The sequence below is a fragment of the Caldisalinibacter kiritimatiensis genome (genome assembly GCF_000387765.1).
GTDB classification, from domain to species: Bacteria; Bacillota; Clostridia; order Tissierellales; family Caldisalinibacteraceae; genus Caldisalinibacter; species Caldisalinibacter kiritimatiensis.
On sequence record NZ_ARZA01000066.1, the window covers coordinates 1 to 16,695 of the forward strand.

The following is a 16,695-nucleotide window of genomic DNA, read 5'->3' on the forward strand; positions in this document are numbered from 1 at the left end:
AATATTAAAAATGAGGAAAGTTTATATTCTAAGTTAAGAGCTCCATTTATTTTATATAAAGAAAAAATTAATTATGAAAGAATAGGTAAAAGTACATATAACAAAAAAGTTTATAAAATCAAAAATGCATTACAAAAACAACTGGACGATAGCTACGAAGTTTATGTTGGATTTCTTAAGGATAAATATTATATTGAGGAGTCAATATTTAAAATTGTTAACGATGGGTACAATAAAATTATAATAGTTCCTATTGTTTTATCGGAGAATCTTGATTTTTATAATTTGCAAAAGAGAGTTGAAGGTTTGAAGCTTTTTAATCTTAATATTCAAATAAAATATTCAGAACCACTATGGAATAGTGAAAAGATAGTGGAAAGCTATAAAACTAAGATAAGAAAACAGATAGATTTAGACAATTTAGTTGATACAGGGGTAATTTTGATTGGAGAAGGTTTAGAAAGTAGTGAAGACTTACGAATTGTAAATGCAATAAAACAAGACCTTATGTTTAGAAAAAAAATTAAGAACTACCTTACAAAAGAAGTTGGTTTAGATGACAGTAAAGTGCGGCTGTGTTGGTATGATAATATGGAGCCAGATTATTTAGAAGAAATTAAGAGTTTACTAGAGTATGGAGTGGGAAATATTATATGTGTGTATACTAATCCAGGTGCAACAGATATTAGCAATAATGTTATTGCTGTGAATATAAAGAATAGAATTGAGTTACCAGAAAAAGTGAAAATTAAAGTTATAGATGGATTTGTTTATGATACTAATTTAATTTACGAGTTAAAGAAAAAGATAGAATTTATTAACTTACAAAAGTGGGACTAGCGTTTTTGTATAAAAAAATTAAATGTTAGGATAATAAAACTAAAAACACACAGGAGGTTATTATAGTGAGCATATCTAGTATGTTAGAAAAGCTTGAGGAGGGTTTATACTTAAATGTTATACATACTAATAAATTTAAAACTAATTTAGTAAATGTATATATTTTAAGACCCCTTAATAGAGAAGAAGTTACAAAAAATGCTTTAATTCCGCTAATCTTGAGAAGAGGTACTAAAGAGTATAAAACATCATTAGACATTCAAAAGAGATTAGAAGAATTATATGGTTCAAATTTAAGTATAAACGTAAATAAAAAAGGCGAAAGGCAAATTATTAGATTTACTATTGAAGGGCCAGATAGTGACATTGTAGCTTCAGATAATCTACTAAAAGACCAATTAAAGATGTTATATAACATTATTACTAATCCTTTATTAGAAAAAGAGCTATTTTCAGTGAAGTATGTTGAACAAGAAAAGAAAAATTTAAAGAAAAAAATTGAGGGTAGGGTTAATAATAAAAAACAATATGCGTTAGATAGATGTATTGAAGAAATGTGTAAAAATGAAAATTATAGATTATATAAATATGGATATACTGAAGACATTGAAAAAATTACTAATAGTGATTTATATAAACATTATAAAGAAATTTTAAAGACTAGTCCAATTTTTATAAGTGTTGTAGGAAATGTAATGAAAGAAGATATCGTTGAGCAAATAAAAAATATTTTTAAATTTAGAAGAGATAATATAATAGAAATACCTAGAGAAGATGTAATAAAAGCAGTAGTTGAAGTTAATAAAGTATTTGATGAGATGGATGTAAATCAAGGAAAGTTAACTTTGGGATACAGGACAAATGTACCATACGAAGATGAGCTTTATGAATCTCTTTTATTAGCTAGTAATATACTTGGCGGTGGTCCTAATTCAAAATTATTTGAAAATGTAAGAGAAAAAGAAAGTTTAGCATATTATGTTTATTCTAAATCATATAAATTTAAGTCTATAATGCTTATAGCCTCGGGAATTGAGTTTCAAAATTATGATAAAGCTTTAGACATAATTAGAAAGCAAGTCGAAGATATGAAAAAAGGTAAATTTGAGCAAGGACATATAGAAAACTCTAAAAGTTCTTTAATTACTGCAATAAAATCTATGACTGATAACAATTTCTCTTTAGCAGAATTCTATTTAAGTCAGTTTATAACTAATGACAATAGAAGTATTAACCAAATAATAAATAATTTAAAGGTAATAAGTAAAGATAATGTTGTTGAAGCGGCTAAGAAACTGAGCTTAGATACTATTTATTTTCTAAAGAAAAAGTAAAGGATACAAGGAGGAGTTTAATTGAAATATGATATCATAAGAAACGAAAAACTTAATGAAGAAGTATATTTTAAAGAGTTAAATAACGGATTAAAGGTTTTTTTTATTCCTAAAAAAGAATATGTAAAAAAGTATGCTATTTTTACAACTAAATATGGCTCAAATGATAATAAATTTATCCCTATTGGAGAAAATCAAGTGATTGAAGTACCTGAGGGTATTGCACATTTTCTAGAGCATAAATTATTTGAAGAACCAGAAGGCAATATATTTAGTGAGTTTTCAAAATTAGGTTCATATGTAAATGCTTTTACTAATTTTAATCAAACTTCTTATCTTTTTCATTGTACTGACAAATTTTATAAAAACTTAGAGTTACTTGTAAAGTTTGTTCAAACGCCATATTTTACCAATGAAAATGTTGAAAAAGAAAAGGGGATAATTGAGCAGGAAATCAGAATGTATGATGACTCACCTCAATGGAAAGTTTTTTCAAATTGTTTGAGAGGGATGTATAACACTCATCCAGTTAGAATAGATATAGCTGGAACTGTAGATTCTATCAACAGAATAGATAAAGATACTTTGTATAAATGTTACAATACTTTTTATCATCCTAGTAATATGATTTTAGTTATGGTAGGTAATATTGATTATGAAAAGTCATTAGGAATCATTAGTGATGCTTTAAGAAGGGATTTAAAAGAATTTAGTGGAGAAATTAAGAGGGTTTATACAAAAGAAGAAGTAAGTATTAATCAAAGGATAGTAGAAGAAAAATTAACTGTATCAACACCACTTTTTAATCTAGGGTTTAAAGATATTGATGTTGGTTATTATGGAGATAAGCTATTAAAGAAAGAAATTGTAACAAATATTTTACTAGAAATGTTATTTGGTAATAGCTCAGAGTTTTATCAAAGTTTATATGAAGAGGGATTAATTAATAGTTCCTTTGGCACTCAATATGTTGGATATAAAGACTATGGACATTCAATATTAGGAGGTGAATCTGAAGAACCCAATAAAGTAATGGAAAGGGTATTGGAATATATTAAGAGATTAGATAAACAAGGATTAAATAACAATGATTTTAATAGAATAAAGAAAAAAATGATTGGTTACCATATGATAGATTTAAACTCTATAGAATATATAGCTAATAAATTTACCTCATACTATTTAGTTAATACATTTTTAACCAAATACATGGACATTCTAGAAGGCATAAAGTATGATGATATTATCGAAAGATTTAATGACCATTTTACAGAAAGTAATTATACACTTTCAATAGTTAAATCTAAGTAAATTTATTGACTTAATTATGTAGAAAAAATATAATGTTTTTGTATGGTATAGCTACTAGTTTTTAGTAGCTTAATTTTTTAAAAGGAGGATTACTATGAATCCAGTTGCTTTCGAAATATTTGGAATATCTATAAGATGGTATGGAATTCTTATATCTACTGGACTATTATTAGGAACAATACTAGCCTTAAGGGAATCACGTAGAATAGGATTTAATGAAGATGATTTAATAGATATGTTGCTATTTGCTGTTCCGGCAGCTATAATAGGGGCTAGAGCCTACTATGTTATATTTAACTGGGAATATTATAAAGGTGATATAGGTAAAATTATAAACATTAGAGGTGGAGGACTTGCTATACATGGGGGGATAATTGCTGCTGTAATAGTTGCAGTTGTATTTTGTCGTGTTAAGAATTTAAGTTTTTGGCAAGTGGCAGATATAGCAGCACCAAGTATAATTTTAGGGCAAGCCATTGGAAGGTGGGGAAATTTTATTAATCAAGAAGCTTATGGAACTCCTACTGATTTACCATGGGCAATTATAGTTAATGGACAGAAAGTACATCCAACATTTTTATACGAATCTCTTTGGAATTTGGGTGTATTTATATTTCTTGTTTGGTACAGGAAGAATAGGGCTAAGGTTAAAGGAGAAGTATTCTTATTGTATTTAGCATTATATTCATTTGCTAGATTCTTCATTGAAGGTTTAAGGATAGATAGTTTAATGCTAGGCCCAATAAGGGTAGCACAATTAGTTAGTATAATTTTAATAATTATCTCTATGTCTATTTTTTTCATACGTCGAAAGAAGCATATTTAAGAGATTTATAGCATATTAATACAAAATACATAGTAAATAAAAGAATTTTGGAGAAAAAACTTTGATAATATATTATAATTGACACTAGGTCTAAAAAATGGATAATATTAGCGTTGACATTATGGTAAAACATGTAATAAAATGTAATCACTCTCAAAAAAATGGAGTTGATGCAATATGGCTGTAAAGGAAAAAACAGTAGTTTTAGATGAAAAAATTGTCTTATTAAAGGACAAGCTCAATAAAAGTATAGAGAATCAAAGTAATTATGATAAAATTTATAAGCTGAGTACAGAATTAGATGAATTAATAGTATCATATTATCGACAAAAGTATCCGGTGAATGAAAAAACATCATAAAAGTGTAATAAAAGTATAGAAAAAATAGAGCAACCAGATTTGGTTGCTCTATTATATTTTTTGTTAAAAACATAAACATAACTACAATATTAAACATATTTCATAGGTCTTACGAACTAACTAAAAAAATATTTTATTTTTTTATCATATATAGAAGGAATTAAATAATTAGTATAGAAGTAAATAGTGTGGTTAAAAGTGGAGGGAAGTGGGGGATATACCCCTGAAAGTGGAGTGGAGTATATGTTTATTGGAGAATACCAGCATTCAATAGATAAAAAGGGAAGAGTAATTATTCCATCAAAATTCAGAGAAGATTTAGGAGAAACTTTTATTATAACAAAAGGTCTGGATAATTGTCTTTTTGTTTATCCCTTAGAGGAATGGAAGATACTCGAAGAAAAGTTAAAATCTCTTCCTTTAACAAGAAGAGATGCAAGGGCTTTTGTTAGATTTTTCTTTGCTGGTGCTACAGAAGGTTCTTTAGATAAGCAGGGGAGAGTTTTAATACCTGGCAATTTAAGAGAGCATAGCAGATTGAAAAGTGAAGCAGTGATTATAGGAGTTTCTAATAGAGTTGAGATATGGAGTAAAGACGAATGGAATAAATATAATAAAAATGATGACTTAAGTTATGAAAGTATAGCTGAGAAAATGGCTGAGTTAGGGATATAAAATTAATAATAATATATATAGATTTTAAGTAAATAGCAAACATTATAGTATATACATAGCAAAAGATATATAAAGGTTGAGGTGAGAAATATGAAGTTTGAGCATGTTTCAGTATTGTTAAATGAAGCTATAAAAGGACTTAATATAAAAGAAGATGGTACATATGTGGACGGAACTCTTGGAGGTGCTGGACACTCTAAGGAAATTGTAAAAAGATTAACCACAGGAAGGTTAATTGGGGTCGACCAGGATATTAATGCTATAAAAAAAGCAAAGGAAGAATTAAAAGATTATAAAGAAAAAGTAACCATAGTGCATAATAATTTTAGAAATATAAAAGATGTATTAAATGAAGTTGGAATAGATAAAGTGGATGGAGTGCTTTTGGACTTAGGTGTATCATCACATCAGTTAGATGTTGCTGAGAGAGGTTTTTCATATAAACACGATGCACCACTGGATATGCGAATGGATACAACACAAAGCTTAAAAGCATGGAATATAGTTAACGAGTATGATGAAGAACAGCTATATAGAATAATAAAGGAGTATGGAGAAGAGAAATGGGCAAGTAGAATAGCTAAATTTATCATTGAAGAAAGAAAAATCAATCAAATAAATACAACAGGTGAGCTAGTAGAAGTGATAAAGAAAGCAATTCCTAAAGGAGCTAGAAAAGGTGGTTCACACCCTGCAAAACGGACTTTTCAAGCTATTAGGATAGAGGTGAATAAAGAACTAGATATACTAGAAGATACCATCAAAGATATATGCGATGTATTAAATCCAAATGGAAGAGTTTGTATAATAACATTTCATTCATTAGAAGATAGAATTGTCAAGAGGACATTTAAAGAACTAAATAAGGATTGTATATGTCCACCAGATTTACCAGTTTGTCAATGTAACAAAAAAAGAGAACTTAAAATTATTACTAGAAAGCCGATTATTCCAAGTGAAGAAGAGATTGAAAAAAATCCGAGGTCGAGAAGTGCAAAATTAAGAGTTGGAGAGAAAGTTTAAAGTTCTAAAATATAAAAGGGGTGAATAAATTTGTTAGTAGCGAAAAAAGAAGTTAAGGAAGTAACATATTTAAAACATAGAAGAGAAAATACGAAGATAAGGAAGAAAAAAAGTGTGAGATTAAAATTAATCGCTACTGCATTATTAGTAATGTGTTTAGCTCTTACTGTACTTTATAGATATGCTAAAATTACACATGCTGAAATAGAAATTAGACAGTTAGATAAACAAATTACTGACTTAAAAAAAGAAAAACAAGCTTTAGCGTTAGAACTTGAAAAGATAAAAGAGTCAGAGTGGATAGAAAAACAAGCCAAAGAAAGATTAGGGATGGTATATCCGAGTAGAGAACAAACTGTGTTTGTAAGTGTAAAAAATAGTAGTGAAAATAAAGTAGTAGCAAGCAATGAAAAAGATAGCAAACACTTATTTTTCTTAAATGCATTTGGTAATATATTTGATAAAATGATTAGATTTATTGAATAATAATTAGGGGGATTAGAAATGGCATCACCTACTATCAAGACTAAAAAAAGATTGATAGTGATGTTGTTTGCGGTTTCTTTTGCAATATTTGCGTTGATAGCTCGACTGGGTTATATTCAGATAGTTCAAGGTGAAGAATTAAAGAAAGAAGCATTAGAACAGTGGGCGAGAGATATTACTATTAACGCAAAAAGAGGAATCATTTATGACAGAAAAGGTAAAAAACTCGCAGTTAGTGTTAACACTGATACTGTAGTTTGTACACCAGCAGATGTGAAAGAGCCGAAAAGAACAGCAAATATACTGTCAGAAATATTAGATATGGATAAAGATGAAGTTTATAAAAAGATAACTAAGAGAGTTAACTACATCATTTTGAAAAGATGGATAGATAAAGATAAATCGGAAAAATTAAGAGAAGCGGACTTAAACGGTATAAAAATAATAGATGATACAAAAAGATATTATCCTTTTGGAAACTTTGCATCATATATTTTAGGATTTACCGATGTAGACCAGGTAGGATTATATGGAGTAGAAAGAACCTATAATAAATATTTGACAGGTGTTCCTGGAAGATTAGTTATGACTACAGATGCTGTAGGAAGACAGCTACCTTACGGATATGAAAAATTTTATGAACCTGAAGATGGAGTTAGTTTAGTATTAACTTTAGATGAAACTATTCAACATTTTGCAGAAAAGGCAGCTTTAGAAGCTCTAGTAAAAAACAAAGCTAAAAAAGTGTCGATTATAATAATGGAGCCAAATACTGGGGAAATATTAGCTATGGCTCAAAAACCTGATTTTGACCCTAACGAGCCTAGAGTGCCGTTAGACGGAGAAAAAAAAGAAGAATGGAATAACTTACCTATAACTGAAAAGCAGAAGAAATGGTATGATATGTGGAGAAATTTTGCGGTTAATGATAGTTATGAGCCAGGGTCAACGTTTAAAATTATCACTGCTGCAGCAGGACTTGAAGAAAATATTGTAACACCAGAAAGTGAATTCTATTGTAACGGTTATATTACAGATATACCAGGGGCTAAGTTAAAGTGCTGGAGATACTATAATCCTCATGGCCACGAAACATTTGTGGAAGGTGTTCAGAACTCTTGTAACGTGGTCTTCGTTACGGTAGGCAGAAGATTAGGCGCTGAAACAATGTACAGATATATAAAGGCTTTTGGCTTTGGAGAGAAGACAGGAATAGATTTAACGGGTGAACAATCAGGTTTAGTTCGTAGACCTGATAACATGAAGGAAGTAGAGTTAGCAACAATATCATATGGTCAAGGTATTTCCGTTACACCTATACAATTAGTTACTGCGATTTCAGCAGTGGCTAATGGTGGTAAGCTTATGCAACCTATGATTGTAAAGAAATTAGTAGATGTAGAAGGAAAAGTTGTACATAAATTTGAGCCGGAAGTAAAGAAGAGAGTTATATCAGAAGAAACTTCAGAAACACTACTAAAAATACTTGAAACTGTTGTTTCGGAAGGAACAGGTAAAAATGCTTATGTACCTGGATATCGAGTTGGGGGAAAAACTGGTACTGCCCAAAAGGTAATTGATGGTAGATATGCAAGTGGGAAATATATTGCTTCATTTGTAGCAATTGCACCAGTAAATGACCCTAAAATTACAGCTTTGGTTGTAATTGATGAACCTAGTAATGGAGCTTATTATGGTGGTGTAATTGCTGCTCCGGTAGCAGGTCAGGTAATTGAAGAAACTCTTAAGTATTTAGATGTAGAGCGACAATTTACAGAAAAAGAAATATCAGAGTCAAAAGAAATTATGGTTACAGTACCTGACGTTACAAATAAAACTATAAGTGAAGCAAGTAGAACGTTAATATCAGCAGGTCTTGACCATAACACTGAAATACCTAATGTAAGTAGAAAAGCTATTGTTATAGACCAGTTTCCATTACCTAATACAAAAGTTAAAAAAGGTTCTATGATAACATTATACGTTCAGTCAAAACGGAAAGAAAACAATAAAGTTGTAGTTCCTAGTTTAACAGGTAAATCTATGGATGAAGTTACAAAATTATTAAATGAATTGAATTTAGATTATAAATTCAAAGGAAATGGAAAGGTTATTAATCAAAATCCAAAACCGGGAGCAGAAGTTGATTATAATTCGGTTATAGAAGTAGAATTTGGTAGTCGAAAGCAGTAAAAATGGGCAACTTCAAGCAAATCATCCATTGTTTGGAAGTTGCCTTTTAAATACACTACTAAAGATTATAAAAATATGTTATTATCTAATAGGTACTTTGGTAACTATAGAATAGATTTGAGAGGAGTAGCTTATATGGTATTAAAAGACCTAATTAGAAAATTAGAACTAATAGATGTTATAGGAGACTTAACTAAAGATATAACTGATATTACTTATGATTCAAGGGAAGTAGTGAATGGAAGTCTATTTGTAGCGATAGTTGGATTTAAAACTGATGGGCACAAATACATAAATGATGCAATTGAAAAAGGTGCTAAGGCTGTAATAGTTGAAAGGGATGTTCAATTAGATAAAAATATAACTGTGATTAAAGTAAATAACAGCAGAAAAGCTCTAGCGAAAGTTTCATCTACTTTTTACGACAGACCCTCTTCGAAAATCAATGTTATAGGGGTAACTGGTACAAACGGAAAAACAAGTGTTACTTATTTAATTAAATCTATATTTGATGCTTGTAAAAGAAAAACAGGAATTATAGGTACTATAGGAAGTGTTATTGAAAATAAAGTGACTAGCACTAATAATACTACACCTGAATCATTAGATTTACAAAGTATTCTAAACGATATGGTGAATACTGGGCTAGATACTTGCATTATGGAAGTTTCTTCGCATTCACTAGAATTAGATAGAGTAGCCTTTTGTGATTTTAATGTTGGTATATTTACTAATTTATCTGTGGACCATTTAGATTTTCATAAAAGTATAGAAAACTACTTAAATGCTAAAGCTAAATTATTCTATAAAACTAAGAATTTTAATATTATAAATATAGATGATAAATATGGTAAAAAAATATCTAGTAAAATTAGAAAGTTAGATGTACCATTATTAACTTATGGAACTGATAGTAATGCTGATATAATTGCTGATAATATAGTATATTCAGCTGAAGGGGTAAGTTTTGAATTAATTACTCCTAAGGGAGAGATAGATATAAAAATGAATATACCTGGTTTATTTAGTGTATATAATGGGTTAGCAGCTGCTGCATGTGGTTATGCTTATAATATAGAGTTAGAAAATATTAAAGAAGGTTTAGAATCAGTTAAAGGAGTGAAGGGTAGGTTTGAGGTAGTACCAACAGATAAAGACTTTACTGTAATTATAGACTATGCACATACACCGGATGGGTTAGAAAAAGTTATGGAAACTATATCTCAGTTTGCAAAAGGAAGAAAAATAATAGTATTTGGAGCAGGTGGAGATAGACCAAGAACAAGAAGACCGCTAATGGGAGAGGTAGCTGCTAAATACAGTGATTTAAGTATTGTTACATCTGATAATCCTAGAACAGAAGAACCTAATAAGATTATAGAAGATATTATTGAGGGTATTGAACGATTAGATGGCAAATATGTAGCTATTACAGATAGAAAAGAAGCAATTAGATATGCTTTAAAAAATAGTCAACCGAATGATGTTATTTTATTAGCTGGAAAAGGACATGAAATGTATCAAATAATAGGAAATAAAAGGATACCATTTAATGAAAAAGAAATAGTATTAGAAATATTAAAAGAAATAAATTAATAAAGTTTACTAAAGAACAAAATAGAAAAAGGAGAGAAAAAAGATATGATAGACTATAAAGACATAATACGTGTGATTTTTATTTCACTTACAATTACATTAATACTAGGTCCTATCATTATACCAATGTTGAAAAGACTTAAAGTTGGACAAAGTGTAAGAGAAGAAGGTCCTAAGACTCATCTTAAGAAAAGTGGTACTCCTACTATGGGAGGTATTATGATAATAGCAGCTTTATTAATTACTTCTTTAACATCGGGTATTGTAAATGAAAAAATGTATGTATTACTTTTAGCCACTTTAGGCTTTGGTCTTATCGGGTTTATAGATGATTTCATTAAGGTTGTTCTTAAAAGGTCATTAGGTTTAAGAGCATACCAAAAGTTAATAGGACAAATATTATTAGCTGTGATTTTAGCTATATATCATTCTAATACTTCACCTATAGGAACAAAAGTCATTGTACCATTTTTAAAGACTACAATAGATTTAGGTCCGTTATATGTACCGTTTATAGCTTTTGTAGTAGTTGGTACTGTAAATAGTGTTAATCTGACAGATGGTGTCGATGGATTAGCTGCAGGTGTTACTTTAATAGTATTAGCATTTTTTAGTTTGATAGCAATAAATCAGGGACTATATAACGAAGAATTATATAGTATTGCTATTTTTTGTGCTGCATTAGCAGGAGCATGTTTAGGTTTCTTGAGACATAATGCCCATCCGGCTAAAGTATTTATGGGCGATACTGGTTCATTAGCTTTAGGAGGAGCAGTATCAGCAGTTGCTATTTTACTTAATCTACCATTAATTATTCCGATTGTTGGAGGTATATATTTCGCTGAAGCTTTGTCTGTGATTATACAAGTAACATCATATAAACTTACTGGAAAAAGAGTATTTAGAATGAGTCCATTACACCATCACTTTGAAGTTGGTGGATGGAAGGAAACAAAAGTTGTTGCAGTATTTTGGTTAGTGACAGTTATTTTGTGTTTGATTGGTTTATATAGTTTGAAGTAGGAAAATTGTAAAGTAGGTGATTAATATGGAATTAGAAAATAAAAATGTTTTAGTTCTAGGACTAGGAGTAAGTGGAGTATCTACAACTAAAGCATTAGTTAAACTAGGAGCAAATGTCATTGTAAATGATTCCAAAACAGAAGAAGACTTAAAAAGCAATTTAAAGGAATTAGAAGGTTTAGATGTTGTTTATAAACTAGGGAATAATGACATAAAGTTAGGTAACATAGATTTGATTGTAAAAAGTCCAGGGGTGCCTTTGACAGTGCCATTATTACATAAGGCTAACGAATTAGGAATAGAAGTAATAACAGATATAGAATTAGCTTATAGAATAGCTAAAAACCCTTTTGTAGCTATAACAGGAACAAATGGTAAAACTACCACTACAACTTTGATAGGTGAGCTTTTTAAAAACTGTGGAAAGAATTGTAAAGTAGCAGGCAATATCGGAGTTGGATTACTTTGGGAAGTTGTTAATTGTGAAGATAAAGATATATTTGTTATTGAAACAAGTAGCTTTCAGTTAGAAAGCACTAAATATTTCAAACCTAAAGTTAGTGTGATTATAAATATTACTCCTGACCATCTAAAATGGCATAAATCCTTTGAAAACTATATTAATGCTAAGAAAAAAATATTCAAAAAACAAGGGAATGCAGATTTTACTGTATTAAATTATGACGATGGAATACTTAGAAATTTAGAAAAAGAAATAAAGTCTAACGTAATATATTTCAGTCAGAAAAAAAAGCTAGATAAAGGTGTGTATATTGATGGAGACTATATAGTAATCGATGATGGGGAAGTAAGTAAAAAGGTTATAAAATATAAAGATATAAAAATTCCAGGAAAACATAATGTAGAAAATTCACTTGCTGCAGTATGTGTTGGTTGGTTAATGGGTGTTCCGATTGAATGTATAAAAGAAACACTTTATACATTTGAAGGAGTAGAGCACAGACTAGAGTTTGTTGAAGAAATAGATGGCATAAAATTTTATAACGATTCTAAAGGAACTAATCCAGATGCTTCAATTAGAGCAATAGAGGCAATTAACAAGCCAATTATATTAATTGCAGGAGGTTTAGATAAAGGTAGTGAGTTTGATGAGTTTATTAAAAGCTTCAATGGTAAAGTTAAAGCGTTGATTTTATTAGGTGAAACAGCCGAAAAAATAAAAGGAACTGCAATAAGACATGGGTTCAATAATATATATATAGTAGATAATATGAGAAAAGCTGTAAATAAGGCGTTTGATATAAGTGAAAAAGGAGATAATGTAGTTTTATCCCCCGCATGTGCTAGTTGGGATATGTATAATAGCTATGAAGAAAGGGGGAAAGACTTCAAAAGCGAAGTCGAAAAATTGAGGGGGCATTAGAATGTCTAAAAGGAGAGCCAGTGATTTTTCTTTAATGATAGCCACAATTTTACTTGTTTTTATAGGTATTATTATGGTATTTAGTTCTAGTTATCCAGAAGCGTATTATAAAATGAATGATGGATATTATTTTTTAAAGAAACAGTTATTGTTTGGGATTATTGGTTTAATTACAATGTTTTTTTTCATGAATTTTAGTTATTGGAGATTTAAAAAATTGTCTAAGATTATCTTTTTAGCTTGCATTGCACTGTCATTTTTAATTTTTACTCCTTTAGGAGTAGAAATAAATGGAGCTAAAAGATGGATTAATTTAGGCTTTACTACTTTTCAGCCTTCTGAAGCTATGAAACTAGGTTCTATTATTTATTTAACTTCTTTTTTAGCTCGAAAAAAAGAAAAAATAAAAAGTTTTAAAAAAGGTTTATTACCTTCACTTGTTATAATAGGGATTTCTTGTGGTGCTATTGTTATACAGAAGGACTTAAGTACAAGTGCTACATTAGGACTAAGTTTAATGGCTATTTTGTTTATAGCAGGGATGAGAAAACTACATATAGCTATTATGGGTATACTAGGTACAGCAGGTGTAGCATTTGCAATTTATTTAGAGCCATTTAGGCTTAAGCGAATTATAGCTTTTTTAGACCCGTTTAAATACATAGATACGATAGGTTGGCAAGTGGTACAATCATTGTATGCATTAGGTTCAGGTGGAGTTTTTGGATTAGGACTGGGGAAAAGTCGACAAAAGTTTTTCTATATTCCTGAACCGTATAATGACTTTATTTTCGCTATTATAGGAGAGGAATTAGGGTTTATTGGATGTGTTACAGTTATAATTCTATTTTTGATAGTTATATGGAGAGGTATTAGAATAGCAATAAATATAGATGATTTGTTCGGTTGTTTGTTAGCGGCAGGTATAGTATCCCTTATTACAGTTCAAGCAATTATACATATTGCAGTTGTTACATCTTCTATGCCTCCAACGGGGATTCCATTACCTTTTGTAAGTTATGGAGGTACTTCTTTATTAGTGTTTATGTCTGCGGTTGGAATCTTACTAAATATATCAAGACATACTGATTTGGATAGGAGTTGAGAATAATGAGATTTTTAATATCAGGAGGAGGAACTGGAGGTCATATATATCCAGCTCTTGCTATTGCAAAAAAGATAAAACAGAAGTACAAAAATGCTGAAATATTATATGTAGGTACTGAAAAAGGACTAGAAAGGGAATTAGTTCCAAAGGAAGGATTTAAATTTAAAACAATAAGAGTGAAAGGTTTTAGAAGAAAACTTTCAGTTGATACCCTTAAATCAACTAAAGAATTATTTTTAGGTCTTAATGATGCACGGAAAATTATAAAAGATTTTTCTCCTGATATAGTAATAGGTACGGGGGGCTATGTATGTGGTCCTGTGGTTTTGATTGCATCACTTAAGAATATACCAACTTTAATACATGAACAAAATGCTTTTCCAGGTGTAACTAACAGAATACTATCTAGATTTGTTAATAAAATTGCAGGTAGCTTTGAAGAATCAAAAAAATATTTTAAGTATCCAGATAAAGTAATAATAACTGGTAATCCAGTAAGAGATGATGTGATAACAACAACTAAAGAAGACGCCTATAAATCATTAAGTATAGATAAAAGTAAACCTTTCATTTACTCAGTAGGTGGAAGTGGCGGACAAAAAAAATTAAATGAAGCAATGCTAGATGTAATAGAAAAGAATATGGATAGTAAAGATGTTCAAATATTACATGTAACAGGAAAAAGGTTTTATGAAAACTTTATGAAAGAGTTAAAAAATAGAGGGATTGATTTATCTGATAGCAATATAAGAGTTGTATCTTACTTCTTTGAAGCACCTAAGGCACTTGCTGCTGCAGATTTAGTAATAACTAGTTCTGGAGCAATTTCTATAGCAGAAGTTACAGCAGTTGGTGTTCCAACAATATTGATACCAAAAAGTTATACAGCGGAAAATCATCAGGAATATAATGCTAGAGCTCTTGAAAATAAAGGTGCTAGTGTAGTTATACTAGAAAGAGAACTGAATGGACATAAGTTAAATGAAACTATAAACAACTTAATAAGAGATAAAAATAAATTATCACACATGGCTGTAAGAAGTAAAGAATTAGGAGTAACTGATTCTACTGATAGGATATTACAGATAATAAAAGAGTTAATAGTTGTTAAGAAATAGAATTAATATGATTAAATTATTTTTTTAGTAATTAGACTCAGAAAACTGAAAGTAACACCTCTTGAGAATATGCATAAAATAATTATATATTCAAATTATCACAACGTTTATGAGCATATTCTGGAGGTGTAGAAATGAGTAAATATATAATAAAGGGTGGCAATAGATTAGTTGGTGAAGTTTTTGTAGATGGAGCTAAAAATGCAGTGCTACCTATTTTAGCAAGTACAGTTATATTAGATAATGTATCTACAATGTTTAATGTTCCAAATTTAAGAGATGTTGAAATGATGATAAAGATATTAAGGTCTATTGGCTGTAAGGCTAAAAGGATAGATAATATGGTTACTGTTGATTCTAGAGCACTAAATAAAATCGATGTTCCTGAAGATTTAGTTAGACAAATGCGTTCATCGATAATACTTATGGGTGCTATGTTATCAAGATGTGGAGAAGTGACAATTAGTTATCCAGGTGGTTGTGAGATTGGTCCTAGGCCTATTGATTTACATTTAAAAGCCTTAAAAGAAATGGGAGTAAGCATAGAAGAAGCACATGGCTTTATACACTGTAAAGCAGAGGAACTTAAAGGTTGCGAGATACAGTTAGATTACCCAAGCGTAGGAGCAACTGAGAACATAATATTAGCAGCAGTGAGAGCTAAAGGTACAACAATAATTAGAAATGCTGCTAGGGAGCCAGAGTTACAGGACCTACAGAAGTTTTTGAATGCTGCAGGGTGCAAAGTATATGGAGCAGGAACTAGTGTAGTTAGAGTAGAGGGAATTGAAAATACTAAAAGTTTATCTACTGTTGAACATACTGTAATACCAGACAGAATAGTAGCAGGTACTTATATGGTAGCTTCAGCTATTACTGGAGGCGAAGTAATTTTAAAGAATATAGAAGTGGAGCATATTCAATCTATTATTGCGATATTAAGAGAAGCGGGATGTATGGTTTATAGTAACTGTACAACTTTAAAGATTATTGGACCGAAAAACATACTTCCACTAGAATCAGTAAGAACATTGCCTTATCCAGGTTTTCCAACAGATATGCAAGCACAGGTTATGGCTATGCTTACTTTAGCAAAAGGGACTAGTGTAATATGTGAAACAATTTTTGAAAATAGATTTAAGCATGTTGAAGAGTTAGTTAGAATGGGAGCCAATATAAAAACAATAGGGAAAGTTGCTGTCGTAAAAGGAGTTAAAGAACTTACTGGTGCAAACGTTAGTGCAAAGGATTTAAGAGGTGGAGCAAGCTTAGTTCTTGCAGGACTAGCAGCTAAAGGTGTTACTAAAGTAAATAATATATACCATATAGAAAGAGGATATGATGATTTTCACAAAAAACTAGCAAGCTTAGGAGCTGACATAAAGAAAGAATAAGCAGCTTTTAGCTGCTATTATTAA

At 30.0% G+C, this 16,695-nt stretch carries 15 protein-coding genes; all 15 read left to right on the forward strand.

Annotated features, from left to right (window positions below; translation table 11 throughout):
- Positions 1–840: CbiX/SirB N-terminal domain-containing protein (locus L21TH_RS02935; protein WP_034429161.1), on the forward strand; the 840-nt coding region annotated here is incomplete at its 5' end.
- A gap of 65 nt (positions 841–905) precedes the next feature.
- Positions 906–2,174: an EF-P 5-aminopentanol modification-associated protein YfmF gene (yfmF, locus tag L21TH_RS02940; protein WP_006308812.1), complete on the forward strand. Its 1,269-nt coding sequence runs from the start codon at positions 906–908 to the stop codon at positions 2,172–2,174.
- Between the two features lie 21 nt (positions 2,175–2,195).
- Positions 2,196–3,485, forward strand: coding sequence for an EF-P 5-aminopentanol modification-associated protein YfmH (gene yfmH, locus L21TH_RS02945; RefSeq protein WP_006308814.1), 1,290 nt, complete (start codon positions 2,196–2,198; stop codon positions 3,483–3,485).
- Positions 3,486–3,579: 94 nt separating this feature from the next.
- Positions 3,580–4,311, forward strand: coding sequence for a prolipoprotein diacylglyceryl transferase (gene lgt, locus L21TH_RS02950; RefSeq protein WP_006308816.1), 732 nt, complete (start codon positions 3,580–3,582; stop codon positions 4,309–4,311).
- A 177-nt stretch (positions 4,312–4,488) separates the two neighbouring features.
- The gene (locus tag L21TH_RS02955) at positions 4,489–4,671 is read left to right on the forward strand and encodes an aspartyl-phosphate phosphatase Spo0E family protein (RefSeq protein ID WP_006308817.1); all 183 of its coding nucleotides are present in this window, start codon (positions 4,489–4,491) and stop codon (positions 4,669–4,671) included.
- 243 nt (positions 4,672–4,914) lie between these two features.
- Entirely contained in the window at positions 4,915–5,346 is a 432-nt protein-coding gene (gene mraZ, locus L21TH_RS02960) for a division/cell wall cluster transcriptional repressor MraZ (protein ID WP_034429172.1), read from the forward strand.
- Positions 5,347–5,436: 90 nt separating this feature from the next.
- On the forward strand, positions 5,437–6,369 hold the full coding sequence (gene rsmH / locus L21TH_RS02965) for a 16S rRNA (cytosine(1402)-N(4))-methyltransferase RsmH (RefSeq protein WP_006308821.1): 933 nt from the start codon (positions 5,437–5,439) through the stop codon (positions 6,367–6,369).
- A gap of 30 nt (positions 6,370–6,399) precedes the next feature.
- Positions 6,400–6,855 (forward strand): cell division protein FtsL, encoded by a 456-nt coding sequence (gene ftsL / locus L21TH_RS02970; RefSeq protein WP_006308823.1) that lies wholly within the window; start codon positions 6,400–6,402, stop codon positions 6,853–6,855.
- A gap of 18 nt (positions 6,856–6,873) precedes the next feature.
- Positions 6,874–9,048, forward strand: coding sequence for a stage V sporulation protein D (locus L21TH_RS02975; RefSeq protein ID WP_006308825.1), 2,175 nt, complete (start codon positions 6,874–6,876; stop codon positions 9,046–9,048).
- Between the two features lie 135 nt (positions 9,049–9,183).
- The gene (locus tag L21TH_RS02980; protein ID WP_006308827.1) at positions 9,184–10,644 is read left to right on the forward strand and encodes a UDP-N-acetylmuramoyl-L-alanyl-D-glutamate--2,6-diaminopimelate ligase; all 1,461 of its coding nucleotides are present in this window, start codon (positions 9,184–9,186) and stop codon (positions 10,642–10,644) included.
- 45 nt (positions 10,645–10,689) lie between these two features.
- A complete protein-coding gene (mraY, locus tag L21TH_RS02985) occupies positions 10,690–11,667 on the forward strand; it encodes a phospho-N-acetylmuramoyl-pentapeptide-transferase (RefSeq protein ID WP_006308830.1) in 978 nt (325 codons plus the stop codon).
- Positions 11,668–11,692: 25 nt separating this feature from the next.
- Entirely contained in the window at positions 11,693–13,051 is a 1,359-nt protein-coding gene (gene murD / locus L21TH_RS02990; RefSeq protein ID WP_006308832.1) for a UDP-N-acetylmuramoyl-L-alanine--D-glutamate ligase, read from the forward strand.
- 1 nt (position 13,052) lies between these two features.
- A complete protein-coding gene (gene spoVE / locus L21TH_RS02995) occupies positions 13,053–14,156 on the forward strand; it encodes a stage V sporulation protein E (RefSeq protein ID WP_006308835.1) in 1,104 nt (367 codons plus the stop codon).
- 5 nt (positions 14,157–14,161) lie between these two features.
- Positions 14,162–15,277: an undecaprenyldiphospho-muramoylpentapeptide beta-N-acetylglucosaminyltransferase gene (gene murG, locus L21TH_RS03000; RefSeq protein WP_006308837.1), complete on the forward strand. Its 1,116-nt coding sequence runs from the start codon at positions 14,162–14,164 to the stop codon at positions 15,275–15,277.
- 134 nt (positions 15,278–15,411) lie between these two features.
- A complete protein-coding gene (gene murA / locus L21TH_RS03005; RefSeq protein WP_006308839.1) occupies positions 15,412–16,671 on the forward strand; it encodes a UDP-N-acetylglucosamine 1-carboxyvinyltransferase in 1,260 nt (419 codons plus the stop codon).
- The last annotated feature ends 24 nt before the right edge of the window (positions 16,672–16,695 follow it).

Bases quoted from the DNA above. Each gene is read 5' to 3' on its own strand.
- murD (WP_006308832.1), top strand. From the start codon at position 11,693: ATGGAATTAGAAAATAAAAATGTTTTAGTTCTAGGACTAGGAGTAAGT.
- rsmH (WP_006308821.1), top strand. From the start codon at position 5,437: ATGAAGTTTGAGCATGTTTCAGTATTGTTAAATGAAGCTATAAAAGGA.
- L21TH_RS02975 (WP_006308825.1), top strand. From the start codon at position 6,874: ATGGCATCACCTACTATCAAGACTAAAAAAAGATTGATAGTGATGTTG.
- murA (WP_006308839.1), top strand. From the start codon at position 15,412: ATGAGTAAATATATAATAAAGGGTGGCAATAGATTAGTTGGTGAAGTT.
- lgt (WP_006308816.1), top strand. From the start codon at position 3,580: ATGAATCCAGTTGCTTTCGAAATATTTGGAATATCTATAAGATGGTAT.
- spoVE (WP_006308835.1), top strand. From the start codon at position 13,053: ATGTCTAAAAGGAGAGCCAGTGATTTTTCTTTAATGATAGCCACAATT.
- L21TH_RS02980 (WP_006308827.1), top strand. From the start codon at position 9,184: ATGGTATTAAAAGACCTAATTAGAAAATTAGAACTAATAGATGTTATA.
- mraZ (WP_034429172.1), top strand. From the start codon at position 4,915: ATGTTTATTGGAGAATACCAGCATTCAATAGATAAAAAGGGAAGAGTA.
- L21TH_RS02955 (WP_006308817.1), top strand. From the start codon at position 4,489: ATGGCTGTAAAGGAAAAAACAGTAGTTTTAGATGAAAAAATTGTCTTA.
- murG (WP_006308837.1), top strand. From the start codon at position 14,162: ATGAGATTTTTAATATCAGGAGGAGGAACTGGAGGTCATATATATCCA.
- mraY (WP_006308830.1), top strand. From the start codon at position 10,690: ATGATAGACTATAAAGACATAATACGTGTGATTTTTATTTCACTTACA.